We start from the raw sequence: 17,850 nt of genomic DNA, 5'->3' as shown, positions 1-17,850 counted from the left end.
GCCACCCGAAGTACCGCCGCCCGAAGTGCTGCCGCCCGAAGTGCCGCCACCCGAAGTACCACCACCCGAAGTACCACCACCCGAAGTACCGCCACCCGAGGTACCACCACCCGACGTACCGCCACCTGAACCACCGTTGCCGGACGCATTGCCTCCGCGGCCCGTGCCGCTCGTACTGCCTGAGGTACCACCTGTCGTTCCGCCGACACCGGCAGGTCCGACGGCGCCGTTTCCATTGTTCCCGCCGCTGCCGTTCCCGTTCCCGCTACCGGTGCCACTGCCATTCCCATTGCCGCTGCCGCTCGCCCCGGCGCCGCCATTACCGACGCCCCGGCCGGCATAAACGTGCACCGCGCACGCAGCCGGATTGGCGGCGCACGGCGAGGCGTTCTCGACCAGCGTCATGATGGTGTCCGCGCTGGCGGTCGCGTCGGGCGCGGCGTCAGGCGTCGTGTTCTGTGCGACCGCATACGAGCAGCAGCACGCAAACGCGGCCGCGGCGAGCAAGGTTGCACGAGGGCGCCGTCCCGCCGCGCGGAACGGTTGTTTCGTTTTATGCATCATGGCCTCCCCATGCGCGCGATGCCTCGTTGCCGCGCGACTATTTACGTGTGGTGCAGGGGGGCTTGAAAGATTCGTTGTCCTATCGTCGGCCGATGGCCTTCGGGCCGGCGCTTGACGCCAGCCGCGAACGCGGATCGGCACGCGGGCCCGCCGTGCGAATCCCTATCTGCGAGATTCGTGCCATCGGCCGCGCGGGCCCATGGCGCAAGGCGGGCGCAGTCGCGTGACCACGCATGCAACGTCGTTGGGGAGCGTTTTGTTTCCGGAATGAAACGTCGGCGCGTCGTTCAGCGCGCGGGCGCGTCGGCCGCGCGTTGCCAGCGGTGGAACAGGATCGATGCGATCCAGCAGACGAGGAACAGCGCGACGATGCCGTAGCCGATCGAGCCGAAGCGTTCGCCGAGCGCATCGAGCGTGTCGCGCACGGGGCCCGTCAGCGACAGCTTGTCGGCCAGCAGGCCGGCCGCCTCGATCCCGCCGATCGCCAGCGCGACGGCCGCCGACACGAACGTGATGCTCGCGTTGTAGAGCAGCTTGCGTTGCGGATCGTCCATCGCCCAGCCGTAGGCCTGGATCATCAGCACGTTGTCGGTCGAGTCGATCAGCGTCATGCCGGCGGTGAAAAGCGCGGGAAACAGCATGACCGTATAGACCGGCAGCCCCTGGCTCGCCTGCGCGGCGGCGATCGCGAGCAGGCCGATTTCGGTTGCAGTATCGAAACCGAGCCCGAACAGCACGCCGACCGGATACATGTGCCAGCTCTTCGACACGAACCGGAACAGCGGGCGCAGCAACCGCGACACGAGTCCGGCGGGACGATGGTCGTGCGCGCCGTCGTGCGGGTGCCCGGATGCGCCGCGATAGCGTCGCCACACGTCGCGCAGGATCATCAGGTTCACGCACGCGAGCACCAGCAGGAACGTGGCCGATACCGCCGTGCCGATCGTGCCGCCGATTTCGCGGAACGCATCGAACCGGTCGCGCAGCGCGAACGCGGTCAGCGCGATGCCGAGTGTCGCCGCGATCACGATCGTCGAATGACCGAGCGAGAAGAACAGGCCGACGCTCACCGGACGCTGGCCGTCCTGCATCAGCTTGCGTGTCGCGACGTCGATCGCGGCGATGTGATCCGCGTCGACCGCATGACGCAGCCCGAGCCCGTACGCGATCGCCGCGGTGCCGAGCAGCAGCGGATGGTCGCGCAGCACCGCGAGCGCCCACAGCCACACGGCGACGTTCGCGGCGATCAGGCCGGCATAGAGGGTCAGCAGGCGGCGCAGGGCAGGGGTGGGCGGCATCGGGCGGGTTCCATCTGACGATTCGCCATCCATTGTGGCACGCGAAAAAAAGCTCGGCGCGCCGATCAAAAAGCCGCGAACGCGATGCGCGCCGAAAGAAAAAAGCCCGTCCGGAACCGGACGGGCTTTGAGCGCATGCGCCAGGGCGCGAGCGAGCGGCCTTACTTCGTCTTCGCGTTGATCACGGCTTCCGACACGTTCGCCGGCGTTTCCGCGTAGTGCTTGAACTCCATCGAGTACGTCGCGCGGCCCTGCGTGGCCGAACGCAGCGACGTCGAATAGCCGAACATCTCCGCGAGCGGCACCTCGGCGCGCACCAGCTTGCCGCCGCCGCCCGCGATGTCCTCCATTCCCTGCACGATGCCGCGCCGGCTCGACAGGTCGCCCATCACGTTGCCCATGAAGTCCTCGGGCGTCTCGACCTCGACCGCCATCATCGGCTCGAGCAGCACCGGCTTCGCCTTGCGCATCGCTTCCTTGAACGCCATCGAGCCGGCCATCCGGAACGCGTTTTCGTTCGAGTCGACGTCGTGGTACGAACCGAACGTCAGATGCACCTTCACGTCGACGACCGGGTAGCCCGCGAGCACGCCGCTCTTCAGCGTCTCGGTGATGCCCTTGTCGACGGCCGGGATGAACTCGCGCGGAATCACGCCGCCCTTGATCTCGTCGAGGAACTCGTAGCCCTTGCCCGGGTTCGGCTCCAGCGTGATCACCGCATGGCCGTACTGGCCGCGCCCGCCCGACTGCTTGACGAACTTGCCCTCGACGTCGGCCGCCGTCGTGCGCACCGTTTCGCGATACGCGACCTGCGGCTTGCCGACCGTCGCCTCGACGCCGAACTCGCGCTTCATCCGGTCGACCAGGATTTCGAGGTGGAGCTCGCCCATCCCCGAAATGATGGTCTGGCCGGACTCTTCGTCGGTCTGCACGCGGAACGACGGGTCTTCCTGCGCGAGACGGTTCAGCGCGAGGCCCATCTTTTCCTGGTCGGCCTTCGTCTTCGGCTCGACGGCCTGCGAGATCACCGGCTCCGGGAATTCCATCTTCTCGAGGATGATCGGCTTGGCCGGATCGCACAGCGTGTCGCCGGTGGTCGCTTCCTTCAGGCCGACCGCAGCAGCAATGTCGCCCGCGCGCACTTCCTTGATTTCCTTGCGCTCGTTCGCGTGCATCTGCAGGATCCGGCCGAGCCGCTCCTTCTTGTCCTTCGTCGCGTTGAGCACCGTGTCGCCCGACTCGACGACACCCGAATACACGCGGAAGAAGATCAACTGGCCGACGAACGGGTCGGTCATGATCTTGAACGCGAGCGACGAGAACGGCTCGTCATCGCTCGGATGACGTTCCGCCGGCTTCTCCGGATCGTGGAAGTCGTGGCCGAGAATCGCGGGCACGTCGACGGGCGACGGCAGGTAGTCGATCACCGCGTCGAGCATCGCCTGCACGCCCTTGTTCTTGAACGCGCTGCCGCACAGCATCGGCACGATCTCGTTCGCGATCGTGCGCTGGCGCAGCGCGGCCTTGATCTCGTCCTCGGTCAGCGATTCATGGTCGTGCAGATACTTCTCGAGCAGTTCCTCGCTCGCTTCGGCCGCCGCCTCGACCATCTTCTCGCGCCACTCGTGCGCGAGCTCGACGAGGTTCGCGGGGATGTCCTCGTACGTGAACTTCACGCCCTGGCTTTCGTCGTCCCACACGATCGCCTTCATCTTCACGAGATCGACGACGCCCTGGAAATGATCTTCCGCGCCGATCGGAATCTGGATCGGCACGGCGACGCCCTTCAGGCGCTCGCCGATCTGCTTCTGCACGCGGAAGAAATCGGCGCCGATCCGGTCCATCTTGTTGACGAACGCGATGCGCGGCACCTTGTACTTGTTCGCCTGGCGCCACACGGTTTCCGATTGCGGCTGCACGCCGCCGACCGAGTCGTAGACCATGCACGCGCCGTCGAGCACGCGCATCGAGCGCTCGACCTCGATCGTGAAGTCGACGTGCCCGGGCGTGTCGATGATGTTGATCCGGTGTTCCGGATAGTTGCCGGCCATGCCCTTCCAGAAGGCGGTGGTCGCCGCCGACGTGATCGTGATGCCGCGTTCCTGCTCCTGCTCCATCCAGTCCATCGTGGCCGCGCCGTCGTGCACTTCACCGATCTTGTGGCTCACACCGGTGTAAAACAGGATGCGCTCGGTCGTCGTGGTCTTGCCGGCATCGATGTGAGCGCTGATCCCGATATTTCGATAGCGCTCGATGGGGGTTTTGCGGGGCACGTGAACCTCCTGGTGGTTCGGATCGTAAGCGGGCCGGCTGATTGGGTGCCGGCCCGGGCTGGAACTAGCGAGATTTAAAGGATAGCGCTTGTCCGTGGCTTTTGCAGATGCGGGCAGCGCCTGCCGAATCAAGGCGGGCGCCGCGGGCGGGCGCAAAAAAAGCCGGCGCCCGACAGAAATGACGGGGCGGCCGGCTTTCGGTCGGTGCGCGCGGCGCGATGCCGCCGCGCGGGCCGTCGCCGTTACTGGGCGCGCGGCAGGCCGTCGAGCTTCATGCCGGGCTTGATGCCCTTCGCGGCGAACCAGCCCTTGCTCATTTCGAGCGCATAGACGCCGTTGTTGCGCGGGCAGTGGTTGTCGGTGGTTTCCGCGCGCATCTCGTCGATGTCGGTGATCGTGCCGTCCGCGCGGATGAACGCGATCGACAGCGGAATCAGCGTGTTCTTCATCCAGAAGCAGTGCACGGCGTTCTCGTTGAAGACGAACAGCATGCCTTCGTTCGGCGCGAGCTGCGAACGGTACATCAGCCCCTGTTCGCGGTCGGCGTCGTTCGCGGCGACGGCCGCGTCGATCACGTACATGCCGGCGCGCAGCTTCACGCGCGGGAACTCGCTCGGCTGCTTGGCGCCGGGCGGCACTTGCGCGCTGGCGGCCTGCATGCCGAGTGCGAAGACGGCGAGCGCGGCGGGAAACACGACGGCGCGCGCAAGGCGGCCGAGCGACGGGCGCAGGGAGAATGACACAGCATGGCTCCTGTCTGGAAAACGAGACCCGCATGGTACGCGATGCGCGCCGGCGGGCACAAAAAAGAAAAAGGCAGATCGCCTTGCGGTGATCTGCCTTTCAACGCCGTAAGAACGGCAAGACTGCGTGTTCTTGACTGCGTTATTACAGCCAGCTTACTTAGTTCGAAGCAGCTGCCGGTGCTGCTGCGTCGCTTGCTGCAGCCTTCTTCGATGCCTTGTGGTGCTTCTTGGCAGCGTGGTGCTTCTTGGCAGCGTGCTTAGCCGGTGCCGAAGCAGCTTCTGCTGCTGCCGGAGCAGCTTCCGGAGCCGAAGCTTGTGCGAAAGCAGCCGTTGCGAAGAGGCCAGCGACCAGAGCGGCGATCAGTTTGTTCATGTTGTGTTCCTCAGCTTTAGTTAATTAACCAAATGACCCGGCAATAGGAGTCATGTCGTCTAACGGTGCCATCCACCTTTCGGTTGACAGACGCTTCGAGAAATTTCTCTTTGCGCTGCGGGCGCCGAATCGTATTCGAATAAAACGTCGCTTTCGTGACGCAAACACGGGTTCGGCTGCCAATGCCGGATAGCTAAGGTTGGCATCTGCGTGGTTTAACGCACGATCTCCGCAGGCGGTTGACGAAAAAGACGACGAAAAATGCGCGCGTCCCGGATTCGTCAGCCGGCGGGCGCGAAACCGTCCCACGGCGCGCGCGGCGGCAAGGCGATCGTTTCGCCGGGTGCAATGCCGAGCGCGAATATATCGAGCGCGCCGATGCCGACGCGCACCAGACGCAACGTCGGGAAACCGACGGCGGCCGTCATCCGGCGCACCTGCCGGTTCTTGCCCTCGGTAATCGCCAGCTCGATCCACGTGGTCGGGATCGCGGCGCGGTAGCGGATCGGCGGGTTGCGCGGCCACAGCGTGTCGGGCGGCTCGATGAATTCGGCGCGGCACGGGCGCGTCACGTAGTCGCCGAGGTCGACGCCGCGGGCGAGCGCCTTCAGGTCGGCCGGCCCCGGCGCGCCGTCGACCTGCGCCCAGTAGCGCTTCACCAGCTTGTGGCGCGGCTCCGCGATGCGGGCCTGCAGCGCGCCGTCGTCGGTGAGCAGCAGCAGCCCCTCGCTGTCCGCGTCGAGCCGGCCGGCCGCGTACACGCCGGGCGTTTTTACCCAGTCGCCGAGCGACGGCCGCGTCTCGTGCGCGGAAAACTGGCAAATGGTGCCGAACGGCTTGTTGAGGGCGATCAGGTTCATGGCGGGGCTTCTGCGGCGCCCCTGCGGGGAAGCGGGCGGGCGGTCTATGGCAAATGGCGGAATCTTAATGCATAATACGGAACGGCAAGTCCTCTGTCTTATATAAGACATAAGTAAGGTCTTGATACGCAGTGCCGCGGTTCGCGCCGAAGTGCCCGGTTGGGGCGCTAGAATAGCGGCTCGCTGTTGCCGTCACGGGGTGGCCATGCCGCGCCCCCGCCGCGCGCGCAGTTTCGACCAGCATCACCTGCTCAGCCACGTCACTGGAGTCGATCATGCCGTATCAGCACATCAAGGTTCCGGAGGGCGGTGACAAGATCACCGTCAACAAGGACTTCTCGCTCAACGTTTCCGATCAGCCGATCATTCCCTATATCGAAGGCGACGGTACGGGCTTCGATATCACGCCGGTCATGATCAAGGTCGTCGACGCGGCGGTCGCGCATGCGTACAAGGGCCAGCGCAAGATCCACTGGATGGAGATCTTCGCGGGCGAGAAGGCGACCAAGGTGTACGGTCCGGACGTGTGGCTGCCGGACGAGACGCTGCAGGTGCTGAAGGAATACGTGGTGTCGATCAAGGGGCCGCTCACGACCCCGGTCGGCGGCGGCATCCGTTCGCTGAACGTCGCGCTGCGCCAGGAGCTCGATCTCTACGTGTGCCTGCGCCCGGTCCAGTACTTCAAGGGCGTGCCGTCGCCGGTGCGCGAGCCGCAGAAGATCGACATGGTGATCTTCCGCGAGAACTCGGAAGACATCTACGCGGGCATCGAATGGGCCGCGGGCTCCGAGCAGGCGAAGAAGGTGATCAAGTTCCTGCAGGACGAGATGGGCGTGAAGAAGATCCGCTTCCCGGAAACCTCCGGGATCGGCGTCAAGCCCGTGTCGACCGAAGGCACCGAGCGGCTCGTGCGCAAGGCGATCCAGTACGCGATCGACAACGATCGCAAGTCGGTCACGCTGGTGCACAAGGGCAACATCATGAAGTTCACGGAAGGCCTGTTCCGTGACGCCGGCTATGCGCTCGCGCAGAAGGAATTCGGCGGCGAGCTGATCGACGGCGGCCCGTGGATGCGCGTGAAGAACCCGAAGACGGGCAACGAGATCGTGATCAAGGATTCGATCGCCGACGCGTTCCTGCAGCAGATCCTGCTGCGCCCGGCCGAATACGACGTGATCGCGACGCTGAACCTGAACGGCGACTACATCTCCGACGCACTGGCCGCGCAGGTCGGCGGCATCGGGATCGCGCCGGGCGCGAACCTGTCGGATTCGGTCGCGATGTTCGAGGCGACGCACGGCACGGCGCCGAAGTACGCAGGCAAGGATTACGTGAACCCGGGTTCCGAGATCCTGTCGGCGGAAATGATGCTGCGCCACCTCGGCTGGACGGAAGCAGCCGACACGATCATCGCCGCGATGGAGAAGTCGATCCTGCAGAAGCGCGTCACGTACGACTTCGCGCGCCTGATGGAAGGCGCGACGCAGGTGTCGTGCTCCGGCTTTGGCGAAGTGCTGATCGAGAACATGTAAGACCCCTTCCGGGGTGGGCCGGCAGGTTGCCGGCCGCCCCGGCGCTGACTGCCGGCGCCGGAGCGTTTCGTGGATGGCAGGTTTGTTGGCAGGGTGGTCCGGCATGCGGGCCGCGGCGCCGCGAAGCGGCCCGGAAGCCCTGCAAGGTAGAACATGACGGCCCTCGCAACACCACCGCCCGGCTGAGCCGGCGCCCCTTTCGCGATCGACCCGGTCGCTCCCCGCCGGTTACCGCCGGCGCTCCTCAGTCCCCTAATCACGTAGCAATGCTTTGACCACCATGTCCACTTCGCCCAAGATCATCTACACCCTCACCGACGAAGCGCCGGCGCTCGCGACTTACTCGCTGCTGCCGATCGTCAAGGCCTTCACGCGTTCGTCCGGCGTTGCCGTCGAAACGCGCGACATCTCGCTCGCCGGCCGCATCATCGCGGCATTCGCAGACGTCCTGCCGTCGGAGCAGAAGGGTTCCGACGATCTGGCCGAACTGGGCCAGCTCACGCTGAAGCCGGAAGCGAACATCATCAAGCTGCCGAACATCAGCGCATCGGTGCCGCAGCTGAAGGCCGCGATCGCCGAACTGCAGGCGCAGGGCTACGCGCTGCCGGCCTATCCGGAAGATCCGTCGACCGACGAAGAGAAGGCCGTCAAGGCGCGTTACGACAAGATCAAGGGCAGCGCGGTGAACCCGGTGCTGCGCGAAGGCAACTCCGACCGTCGCGCACCGCTGTCGGTCAAGAACTACGCACGCAAGCATCCGCACAAGATGGGCGCGTGGAAGGCCACGTCGAAGGCCCACGTCGCGCACATGACCGAAGGCGACTTCTACGGCAGCGAGAAGTCGGCGCTGATCGCCGATGCCGGCAGCGTGAAGATCGAACTCACGACGACCGACGGCGCGAAGAAGGTGCTGAAGGAAAAGACGGCCGTGAAGGCCGGTGAAGTGATCGACGCGTCGGTGATGAGCCGCAACGCGCTGCGCAGCTTCATCGACGCGCAGATCGCCGACGCGAAGGCGCAGGGCGTGCTGTTCTCGGTGCACCTGAAGGCGACCATGATGAAGGTCTCGGACCCGATCCTGTTCGGCCACTTCGTGTCGGTGTTCTACCGCGACGCGCTCGCGAAGCACGCGGACGTGCTGGCGAAGGTCGGCTTCAACCCGAACAACGGGATCGGCGACCTGTACGCGCGCCTGAAGGATCTGCCGGCCGACACGCGCGAAGCGATCGAAGCCGACGTCAAGGCCGAGTACGCGGTGCGCCCGCGCCTCGCGATGGTCAACTCGGACAAGGGCATCACGAACCTGCACGTGCCGAGCGACGTGATCGTCGACGCATCGATGCCGGCGATGATCCGCGATTCGGGCGGCATGTGGGGCCCGGACGGTCAGTTGTACGACGCGAAGGCCGTGATTCCGGACCGCTGCTACGCGGGCGTGTACCAGGCCGTGATCGAGGACTGCAAGCAGCACGGCGCGTTCGATCCGGTCACGATGGGCAGCGTGCCGAACGTCGGCCTGATGGCGCAGGCGGCCGAAGAATACGGTTCGCATGACAAGACGTTCCAGATCCCGGCGGACGGCGTCGTGCGCGTCACCGACGAAGCCGGCAACGTGCTGCTCGAGCATGCGGTCGAGGCGGGCGACATCTGGCGCATGTGCCAGACGAAGGACGCACCGGTGCAGGACTGGGTCAAGCTCGCGGTCAACCGTGCCCGCGCGACCGGCGCGCCGGCCGTGTTCTGGCTCGATCCGGCGCGCGCGCACGATGCGCAGATCATCGCGAAGGTCGAACGCTACCTGAAGGATCACGATACGAACGGCCTCGACATCCGCATCATGACGCCGGTGGAAGCCACGCGTTTCTCGCTCGAGCGCATCCGCGCGGGCAAGGACACGATCTCGGTCACCGGCAACGTGCTGCGCGACTACCTGACCGACCTGTTCCCGATCATGGAACTCGGCACCAGCGCGAAGATGCTGTCGATCGTGCCGCTGATGGCCGGCGGCGGGATGTTCGAAACGGGTGCGGGCGGTTCCGCGCCGAAGCACGTGCAGCAGTTCGTCGAGGAAGGCTTCCTGCGCTGGGATTCGCTCGGCGAATTCCTCGCGCTGGCCGCGTCGCTCGAACACCTCGGCAACGCGTACCAGAACCCGAAGGCAGTCGTGCTCGCGAAGACGCTCGACCAGGCGACCGGCAAGTTCCTCGACGAGAACAAGTCGCCGGCGCGCAAGGTCGGCGGCCTCGACAACCGCGGCAGCCACTTCTACCTGTGCCTGTACTGGGCGCAGGCGCTGGCCGAGCAGACCGAGGACGCCGCGCTGAAGGCGCAGTTCGAGGGTGTCGCGAAGGCGCTGTCCGACAGCGAGGCGCGCATCCTGGAAGAACTGGCGGCCGCGCAAGGCAAGCCGCAGGCGATCGGCGGCTACTACCGTCCGAACGTCGAGCTGACGAGCCAGGCCATGCGCCCGAGCGCGACGCTGAACGGCATCGTCGACGCGGTCGCGTGACGCCGGCCGCGCCATCGCGCGAGCGACTGCGACAGCCGATACGGCGGGCCTCGCGGCTCGCCGTCCCGGCGAACATGAAAACGCCCCGGTCGCCCGGGGCGTTTTTTGTTGCAGGGGCGTCATTCAGACGTGAACGATTTCCCATTCGGCGATTTCGTCCGGCACTTCCAGCGTAGCCGTGTCCAGTTCGGACGGCTGTGCGCAGTCGCCGCGAGAGATATGGTCGGCGGCGACTTCCGGGCACGAGAACGCGCCGAGCGAAGCGTTGCCGAACGTCGCTTCCCAGCCGCCGTTTGCCGGCAGGATATAGAACGACCCGAGCGCTGAACCAAAGCGAAATCCCTTCATTTCCGTTCTCCCTTTCTGATCACAAGCGATTCTGTTGTGCCGCCTGCCGGCTCGGCCGGCTATGGCCCGACTGGCTGCTTGCGCCGGATTCCGTATCGAACGTCGTGGCGAAGCGTCAGTGCATGGAACAAAGTCTACGTCCGCGACCTGCTCGGATGGTGCGTGTAGAACGGCTTCTCGAAACAAAAATTCCCCTTCAAAAACAAGTAATTACTTTCGTCGTTTTGTATTGCGGAACGTTTTTCGGCATCGCGAAACGCGAAATTTGTGCCCTGCACCACGAATTTTTATAACGCAGAGACTTGTTCCGCATCGTGAAAAATCGGCGTTTTGCGAAGTGGCAATTCCACGGACATGAGTGCGAGATCGGGTGGAAGGCGCAAAGCGGTCGCCCGGATGGTGCAGGGGATGGGCTAAGAGGCGAATGGAGCGGCCAGCCGAAGCGAGGCACGGCGTCGTTCGGCGATGCCGCGTGGCGTGGCGCCCGGCGCGGCAGCAGTCGCGTGCTGCGGCGTATCGCCGCCCGCCCGGCGGCGGCGTCTTTCGATCCGGCCCTGCGGTTATGATGACGCGACCGCCGCGGCTGTCGCGTGGCGCTGCATGAACAACGAGGATCGATTGATGAGACGGAGAACCTTCCTGTCGCACGCCATCGGCGTCGCGGCCGCGTCGCTGTTCGCGCGCACTGCGTGGGCGCAGCATGCCGGTCACGCGGGCATGGCCGGCATGGATTCGATGGACGACATGCCGGGCATGTCGGGTATGTCAGGGATGTCGGGGCACGCCCAACACGCCAAGCCCGCGCCGGCGGCGCTCGCGGCCGCCGACGCATTGCCGGCCGGCGCGCCGCTCGCGACATTGCGCACGCTGGCCAACGAAAGCCGCGAGCCCGGCACGTTCCGGGCCACGCTGGTCGCGCAACCGGTGGCGCGACCGCTGCTGCGCGGCGCGCGGCCGACGACGTTCTGGCAGTTCGGCGCGGGCACGCAAGGGCCCGTCGTCGGCCCGCTGATCGACGTGCGCGAGGGCGATACGGTCGAGATCCGGTTCGTGAACAAGCTGCCGCAGGCGTCGACGATTCACTGGCACGGCCTGCCCGTGCCGCCCGACCAGGACGGCAACCCGTCCGATCCCGTCGCGCCCGGCGCGTCGCGCGTGTATCGCTTCACGCTGCCGAAGGGCAGTGCCGGCACTTACTGGTACCACCCGCATCCGCACATGATGACGGCCGAGCAGGTGTTCCGCGGCCTGGCCGGCCCGTTCGTCGTGCGCGCCGCGGACGATCCGCTGGCCGGCTGGCCCGAGCGCCACCTGTTCGTGTCGGACCTGAAGCTGGCACGCGACGGCACGATTGCGCCGAACGACATGATGGACTGGATGAACGGCCGCGAAGGCCAGTTCGTGCTGGTCAACGGCGCGCGCCGGCCGCGCCTCGACGTCGCGGGCGACGAACGCTGGCGCGTGTGGAACGCGTGCAGCGCGCGCTACCTGCGCATCGCGTTCGACGACGGCCGCGCATTCGAGCACGCAGGCACCGACGGCGGGTTGTTCGACGCGCCGCGGCGCGTGACGTCGCTGCTGATTGCCCCGGGCGAGCGCGCGGAGCTGCTGGTGCGCGCCGGCGACCGGGTGTCGCGCGCGGTGCTGCAGGCGGCCGAGTACGACCGCCGCAAGATGGCGATGTCCCACGACGACGGCCACGGCAGCCTGCCGCCCGATCCGGCGCTGGCGCTGGCCGATGTCGCGTTTGCGCCCGCCGAGGCCCGCGCGCTGCCGGCCACGCTGCGCGCGGTGCCGCCGCTCGGCGAACCGGTCGCGCACAAGACGGTCGCGTTCGGCGAGGAAATGGACATGGACGCGATGATGAAGGGCGGCGCGCACGGCCGCCCGGCGGGCATGCGCTTCACGATCAACGGTGACACCTACGCGCCGCACCGCGCGACGCTGACGAGCCGCCGCGGCGACGTCGAGCGCTGGGAGATCCGCAATACGACCGACATGGACCACCCGTTCCACCTGCACGGCACGCAGTTCCAGGTGATCGAACGCGCGTCGGACGGTACGCGCACGAGCGAGCCGTTCCGCGCGTGGCGCGATACCGTGAACGTGCGCAGCGGCGAAACCGTGTCGATGCTCGTCACGCAAGACATGCCCGGAGAGCGCATGTTTCATTGCCACATTCTCGAACACGAGGATCTCGGCATGATGGGCACGCTGAAGGTCGTGTAACGAAGCAGCGAATATGTTTCACGTGCGGGATCGATACGCGATCTGCGCACGCGACGAGACAATACGTGTTCAATTAACGGGATTGAACGAAAAGGCCGGCCAATCGATAATCGATTGGCCGGCCTCAAAAAAAGAAACCCGGCGCTGTGCGCCGGGTTTCTTCGTCCGATATCCGATGCCTTTATGCGGCCTGGATGTTCGACGCTTGCTTGCCCTTCGGTCCTTGAACGACGTCAAAGCTCACCTTCTGGCCTTCCTTCAGCGTCTTGAAGCCATTCATGGTGATAGCCGAGAAGTGCGCAAACAGATCCTCACCGCCCTCGTCGGGAGTGATGAAACCGAAGCCCTTCGCGTCGTTGAACCACTTAACGATACCAGTTGCCATTTTCCTACTTCCCCTGTCACACAGTCGCTGCTACTTACCACGAGCACGCTCGAAAAGCTAAACGACTGAAAATACAGTCGTTCCCCCCTCACAAGCTCACCTCGGCCTCTCTCGTTTCGCCAATCGGCAAATTGAAAAAAGTGCCAGCTTGATTGTTGGCGCTCTTTATTGGAGTGTCAAGTGGAATTTTTCGACGTTTAGAGGGTCGTTGTAAAGAACCCATTTTCAGGGTTTTTCCGGCTTTGCTTTGCAGCATGCGGCCAAGCGCGGGGGCTTGAAAAGCCGCATAATCGGCTCATATACCAGGCTCGAGTGACACGCGTTCGAGTCGTCCCGGCTTGTGGGATACTGGATGCGGACACGACGTTCCGGTGCGATTCCCCCTGACGGTTCGTGTTCCGCGCCATGCGTGAAAGCCGGCACCGCAGCCGGCTTTCGTATGGCGCGAAGATGAGCGCGTGTTCCGGGATACCGGGGAGGGCGCCGGCCGGTCGGTCGGGTAATGGCAGGATTGCGGGCCTGTCCGAGTTGTTTAGAATGGGTGTATGGCGATTATCCCGGACAAGCAGGACAGTACCGTCCTGGAACGCAAGCAGCAGAAGCTCAAGCCGCCTTCGATGTACAAGGTGGTGCTGCTCAACGACGACTTCACGCCGATGGAGTTCGTCGTGATGGTGGTCCAGGAGTATTTCAAGAAGGATCGCGAGACGGCCACGCAGATCATGCTGAAGGTCCATCGCGAAGGGCGAGGGGTTTGTGGGGTCTATACGCGGGACATCGCGTCGACCAAGGTTGAGCAAGTCGTTACCCATGCGCGGCAGGCAGGGCATCCGCTGCAGTGCGTGATGGAGGAAGCATGATTGCCCAGGAATTGGAAGTCAGCCTGCACATGGCGTTCATGGAAGCACGCCAGGCGCGCCATGAGTTCATTACGGTCGAGCACCTGCTGCTGGCCCTGCTGGATAATCCGACGGCAGCCGAGGTGTTGCGCGCGTGTGCGGCCAACATCGAGGACTTGCGTCAGAACCTGCGCAATTTCATCCACGACAACACACCTACCGTCCCGGGTACCGACGATGTCGATACCCAGCCGACGCTCGGTTTCCAGCGCGTGATCCAGCGCGCGATCATGCACGTCCAGTCGACGTCGAACGGCAAGAAGGAAGTCACCGGCGCGAACGTGCTGGTCGCGATCTTCGGCGAGAAGGATTCGCACGCCGTGTACTACCTGCAGCAGCAGGGCGTGACGCGCCTCGACGTGGTGAACTTCATTTCGCACGGCATCGCGAAGACGAACAACGGCGAAGCCGCGAAGTCGACCGACGCGAACGCGGAAAGCGAAGACGCGAATGCGCAGAAGGAAACGCCGCTCGCGCAGTTCACGCAGAACCTGAACCAGATGGCGAAGGACGGCCGCATCGATCCGCTGATCGGTCGCGAGCCCGAGGTCGAGCGCGTCGTGCAGGTGCTGTGCCGTCGCCGCAAGAACAATCCGTTGCTCGTCGGCGAAGCCGGCGTCGGCAAGACCGCGATCGCCGAAGGCCTCGCGTACCGGATCACGCGCGGCGAAGTGCCGGACATCCTCGCGAACGCGCAGGTGTATTCGCTCGACATGGGCGCGCTGCTCGCGGGAACCAAGTATCGCGGCGATTTCGAGCAGCGTCTGAAGACGGTGCTGAAGGAACTGAAGGAGCGTCCGCACGCGATCCTGTTCATCGACGAAATCCATACGCTGATCGGCGCGGGCGCCGCGTCGGGCGGCACGCTCGATGCGTCGAACCTGCTGAAGCCGGCGCTGTCGTCGGGCACGCTCAAGTGCATCGGCGCGACCACCTTCACCGAGTATCGCGGCATCTTCGAGAAGGATGCGGCGTTGTCGCGGCGCTTCCAGAAGGTCGACGTGACGGAGCCGAGCGTCGAGCAGACGGTCGCGATCCTGCGCGGGCTGAAGTCGCGCTTCGAGGAGCACCACGGCGTCAAGTATTCGTCGGGCGCACTGTCGGCCGCGGCCGAGCTGTCGGCGCGCTTCATCACCGACCGTCATCTGCCGGACAAGGCGATCGACGTGATCGACGAAGCGGGCGCCGCGCAGCGCATCCTGCCGAAGTCGAAGCAGAAGAAGACGATCGGCAAGAGCGAGATCGAGGAAATCATCTCGAAGATCGCGCGCGTGCCCGCGCAAAGCGTGTCGCAGGACGATCGCAGCAAGCTGCAGACGCTCGATCGCGACCTGAAGAGCGTCGTGTTCGGCCAGGATCCGGCGATCGACGCGCTCGCGGCTTCGATCAAGATGGCGCGCGCGGGCCTCGGCAAGATGGACAAGCCGATCGGCGCGTTCCTGTTCTCCGGCCCGACGGGCGTCGGCAAGACCGAAGTGGCGCGCCAGCTCGCGTTCACGCTCGGCATCGAGCTGATCCGCTTCGACATGTCGGAATACATGGAGCGTCATGCGGTGAGCCGGCTGATCGGCGCGCCGCCGGGCTACGTCGGGTTCGACCAGGGCGGCCTGCTGACCGAAGCCGTCACGAAGAAGCCGCATTGCGTGCTGCTGCTCGACGAAATCGAGAAGGCGCATCCGGACATCTTCAACGTGCTGCTGCAGGTGATGGACCACGGCACGCTGACGGACAACAACGGCCGCAAGGCGGATTTCCGCAACGTCATCATCATCATGACGACGAACGCGGGCGCCGAGTCGATGCAGAAGGCGACGATCGGCTTCACGACGCGCCGCGAAACCGGCGACGAGATGACCGACATCAAGCGTCTGTTCACGCCGGAGTTCCGCAACCGCCTGGATTCGATCATCAGCTTCCGCTCGCTCGATGAGGAAATCATCATGCGCGTGGTCGACAAGTTCCTGATCCAGCTCGAGGAACAGCTGCACGAGAAGAAGGTCGACGCGCTCTTCACCGACGCGTTGCGCAAGCATCTCGCGAAGCACGGCTTCGACCCGCTGATGGGCGCGCGGCCGATGCAGCGGCTGATCCAGGACACGATCCGGCGCGCGCTGGCCGACGAACTGCTGTTCGGCAAGCTGTTGAACGGCGGGCACGTGACGGTCGACGTCGACGAAAACGACAAGGTGCAGTTGTCGTTCGACAAGCTGGCGAATCCGCCGCACAAGCCGAACGAAGAGACGGTCGAAGTCGAGTAAGCGATAATTCGTTGTTCATGCGAACGGCGCGGGAAGTTCTCCGCGCCGTTTCGTTTTATCCGGCGCCGGCGGCGCGATGGTGGGGCAGGGGAGTGGTAACGCAGTGACACAACAACAACGGTCGTTCGACGCTATCGTCGCGCGCGAACAAGGGTTGCGCCACGCGCTGACGTCGGGGCAGATGGCGATGATCGCGATCGGCGGCGCGATTGGCACCGGGCTGTTCCTCGGCAGCGGGTTCGCGATCGGGCTGGCCGGCCCCAGCGTGCTGGTTTCGTATGCGATCGGCGCGCTGATCGCGCTGCTGCTGATGGGCGCGCTCGCGGAAATGACCGTCGCGCATCCGACGGCCGGCTCGTTCGGCGCCTATGCCGAGCACTACGTCGGCCCGCTCGCCGGTTTTCTCGTGCGTTATGCGTACTGGTTCGCGGTTGTGTTCGCGATCGGCACCGAGATCAGCGCGATCGCCGTGTTCATGAAGTACTGGTTCCCCGCCGTGCCCGGCTGGTACTGGGTGATCGGCTTCTCCGCGCTGCTGATCGCGGTGAACCTCGCGAGCGTCGCGTTGTACGGGACGGTCGAATATGCGTTCTCGCTGCTGAAGATCGCGGCGATCATCGTGTTCATTGTGCTCGGCGCGTATCTCGTGTGGTCGGCGCCGGCCGCATCGGGTATCGGTTTCGCGAACTACACCGCACACGGCGGCTTCATGCCGAAGGGGCCGTGGGGCACCTGGGTCGCGGTGATTGTCGCGATCTTCAGCTACATGAGCATCGAAGCCGTCGCGATCGCGGCCGGCGAGGCGCGCGATCCGCAGCACGCGGTCACGCGCGCATTCCGCTCGACCGTGTTCCGGCTCGTGCTGTTCTACCTGCTGACGCTCGCGCTGATGCTCGCGATCGTGCCGTGGACGCAGGCCGGCACCGACGAAAGCCCGTTCGTGAAGGTGATGGCCGCGACGCACGTGCCGTACGCGGCGGGCGTGATCAACTTCGTGCTGTTGATCGCCGCGCTGTCGGCGATGAACAGCCAGCTCTACGTGACGACGCGGATGATGTTCAGCCTCTCGCGTGCGCGCCTCGCGCCCGCGGTGTTCGGCCGGCTCGGCGCGAACGGCGTGCCGCGCGCGGCGCTGTGGATCTCGACGAGCGGCGTCGCGGTGGCGGCCGTGCTGGTCGCGCTCGCGCCCGACACCGCGTTCACGGTGATGATGGCGATCGCGATGTTCGGCGCGCTGTTCACGTGGCTGATGATCTTCGTCACGCACCTGCGGTTCCGTGCGCGGTATCGCGGCCCCGCGCTCGCGTTCCGGATGTGGGGGCACCCGTTCGGCAGCCTGCTCGGCGCGGGGCTCGTCGCGGCGATCCTGCTGACCACCGCTTTCACGCGCGAATTCCGGATGACGATGGTGGTCGGCGTCGTCTTCGTCGTGCTGCTGACGCTCGCGTACGCGCTGCATTACCGGCACCAGCACGCGCGCTGACCGCGCCGGCGTGGCGGTTGTCCACGCCGTTCTTCACAGTCGCTAAGGTTCCGTTAAGCGAGCGGCGACTACATTCGATCCTGTCTGCATGGC

The 17,850-nt window shown here is 65.2% G+C and carries 13 protein-coding genes and 1 pseudogene; 6 read left to right on the top strand and 8 right to left on the bottom strand.

Features of this window, described 5'->3' with window-relative positions; translation table 11 throughout:
* The 6 genes and pseudogenes from HWX14_RS36680 to HWX14_RS31760 form a co-directional block, all read right to left on the bottom strand.
* Nucleotides 1–561: pseudogene (locus HWX14_RS36680) on the bottom strand (hypothetical protein); the annotation flags it as partial.
* Between the two features lie 290 nt (nucleotides 562–851).
* Entirely contained in the window at nucleotides 852–1,862 is a 1,011-nt protein-coding gene (locus HWX14_RS31780; RefSeq protein WP_175886158.1) for a HoxN/HupN/NixA family nickel/cobalt transporter, read from the bottom strand.
* Between the two features lie 161 nt (nucleotides 1,863–2,023).
* Nucleotides 2,024–4,135: an elongation factor G gene (fusA, locus tag HWX14_RS31775; protein ID WP_175886157.1), complete on the bottom strand. Its 2,112-nt coding sequence runs from the start codon at nucleotides 4,133–4,135 to the stop codon at nucleotides 2,024–2,026.
* A 242-nt stretch (nucleotides 4,136–4,377) separates the two neighbouring features.
* Nucleotides 4,378–4,878, bottom strand: coding sequence for a DUF192 domain-containing protein (locus HWX14_RS31770; protein ID WP_175886156.1), 501 nt, complete (start codon nucleotides 4,876–4,878; stop codon nucleotides 4,378–4,380).
* 160 nt (nucleotides 4,879–5,038) lie between these two features.
* A complete protein-coding gene (locus tag HWX14_RS31765; RefSeq protein ID WP_011352970.1) occupies nucleotides 5,039–5,254 on the bottom strand; it encodes a hypothetical protein in 216 nt (71 codons plus the stop codon).
* A 281-nt stretch (nucleotides 5,255–5,535) separates the two neighbouring features.
* Entirely contained in the window at nucleotides 5,536–6,114 is a 579-nt protein-coding gene (locus HWX14_RS31760) for a pseudouridine synthase (RefSeq protein ID WP_006490892.1), read from the bottom strand.
* Between the two features lie 275 nt (nucleotides 6,115–6,389).
* Here HWX14_RS31760 and icd point away from each other — a divergent pair, with 275 nt between their 5' ends.
* Together icd and HWX14_RS31750 are read left to right on the top strand one after the other, a co-directional pair.
* Nucleotides 6,390–7,646, top strand: coding sequence for an NADP-dependent isocitrate dehydrogenase (gene icd / locus HWX14_RS31755; protein WP_039368210.1), 1,257 nt, complete (start codon nucleotides 6,390–6,392; stop codon nucleotides 7,644–7,646).
* 280 nt (nucleotides 7,647–7,926) lie between these two features.
* Nucleotides 7,927–10,155, top strand: coding sequence for an NADP-dependent isocitrate dehydrogenase (locus HWX14_RS31750; protein ID WP_175886155.1), 2,229 nt, complete (start codon nucleotides 7,927–7,929; stop codon nucleotides 10,153–10,155).
* A 123-nt stretch (nucleotides 10,156–10,278) separates the two neighbouring features.
* Here the strand turns inward: HWX14_RS31750 and HWX14_RS31745 are convergent, their stop codons facing one another.
* Entirely contained in the window at nucleotides 10,279–10,503 is a 225-nt protein-coding gene (locus tag HWX14_RS31745; RefSeq protein ID WP_069248666.1) for a hypothetical protein, read from the bottom strand.
* 621 nt (nucleotides 10,504–11,124) lie between these two features.
* Here HWX14_RS31745 and HWX14_RS31740 point away from each other — a divergent pair.
* A complete protein-coding gene (locus HWX14_RS31740; RefSeq protein ID WP_175886154.1) occupies nucleotides 11,125–12,732 on the top strand; it encodes a multicopper oxidase family protein in 1,608 nt (535 codons plus the stop codon).
* Between the two features lie 181 nt (nucleotides 12,733–12,913).
* Here the strand turns inward: HWX14_RS31740 and HWX14_RS31735 are convergent, their stop codons facing one another.
* Nucleotides 12,914–13,117 carry a cold-shock protein gene (locus tag HWX14_RS31735; RefSeq protein ID WP_006478030.1) on the bottom strand — a complete coding sequence of 68 codons (204 nt, stop codon included), beginning with the start codon at nucleotides 13,115–13,117 and terminating at the stop codon, nucleotides 12,914–12,916.
* A 545-nt stretch (nucleotides 13,118–13,662) separates the two neighbouring features.
* Here HWX14_RS31735 and clpS point away from each other — a divergent pair.
* From clpS to HWX14_RS31720, 3 genes are all read left to right on the top strand, one after another.
* On the top strand, nucleotides 13,663–13,977 hold the full coding sequence (gene clpS / locus HWX14_RS31730; RefSeq protein ID WP_006398529.1) for an ATP-dependent Clp protease adapter ClpS: 315 nt from the start codon (nucleotides 13,663–13,665) through the stop codon (nucleotides 13,975–13,977).
* A complete protein-coding gene (clpA, locus tag HWX14_RS31725; RefSeq protein WP_034186321.1) occupies nucleotides 13,974–16,274 on the top strand; it encodes an ATP-dependent Clp protease ATP-binding subunit ClpA in 2,301 nt (766 codons plus the stop codon). Before clpS ends, clpA begins: the two co-directional genes overlap by 4 nt.
* Nucleotides 16,275–16,377: 103 nt before the next feature.
* Complete coding sequence (locus HWX14_RS31720; RefSeq protein WP_175886153.1) at nucleotides 16,378–17,757, top strand: amino acid permease; 1,380 nt, start codon at nucleotides 16,378–16,380, stop codon at nucleotides 17,755–17,757.
* The last annotated feature ends 93 nt before the right edge of the window (nucleotides 17,758–17,850 follow it).

This window comes from Burkholderia sp. BCC0044 (assembly GCF_902832955.1).
Taxonomy (GTDB): Bacteria; Pseudomonadota; Gammaproteobacteria; order Burkholderiales; family Burkholderiaceae; genus Burkholderia.
Note: the sequence above shows the minus strand (reverse complement) of the source record. Positions and strands in the feature narration are given on the sequence as shown.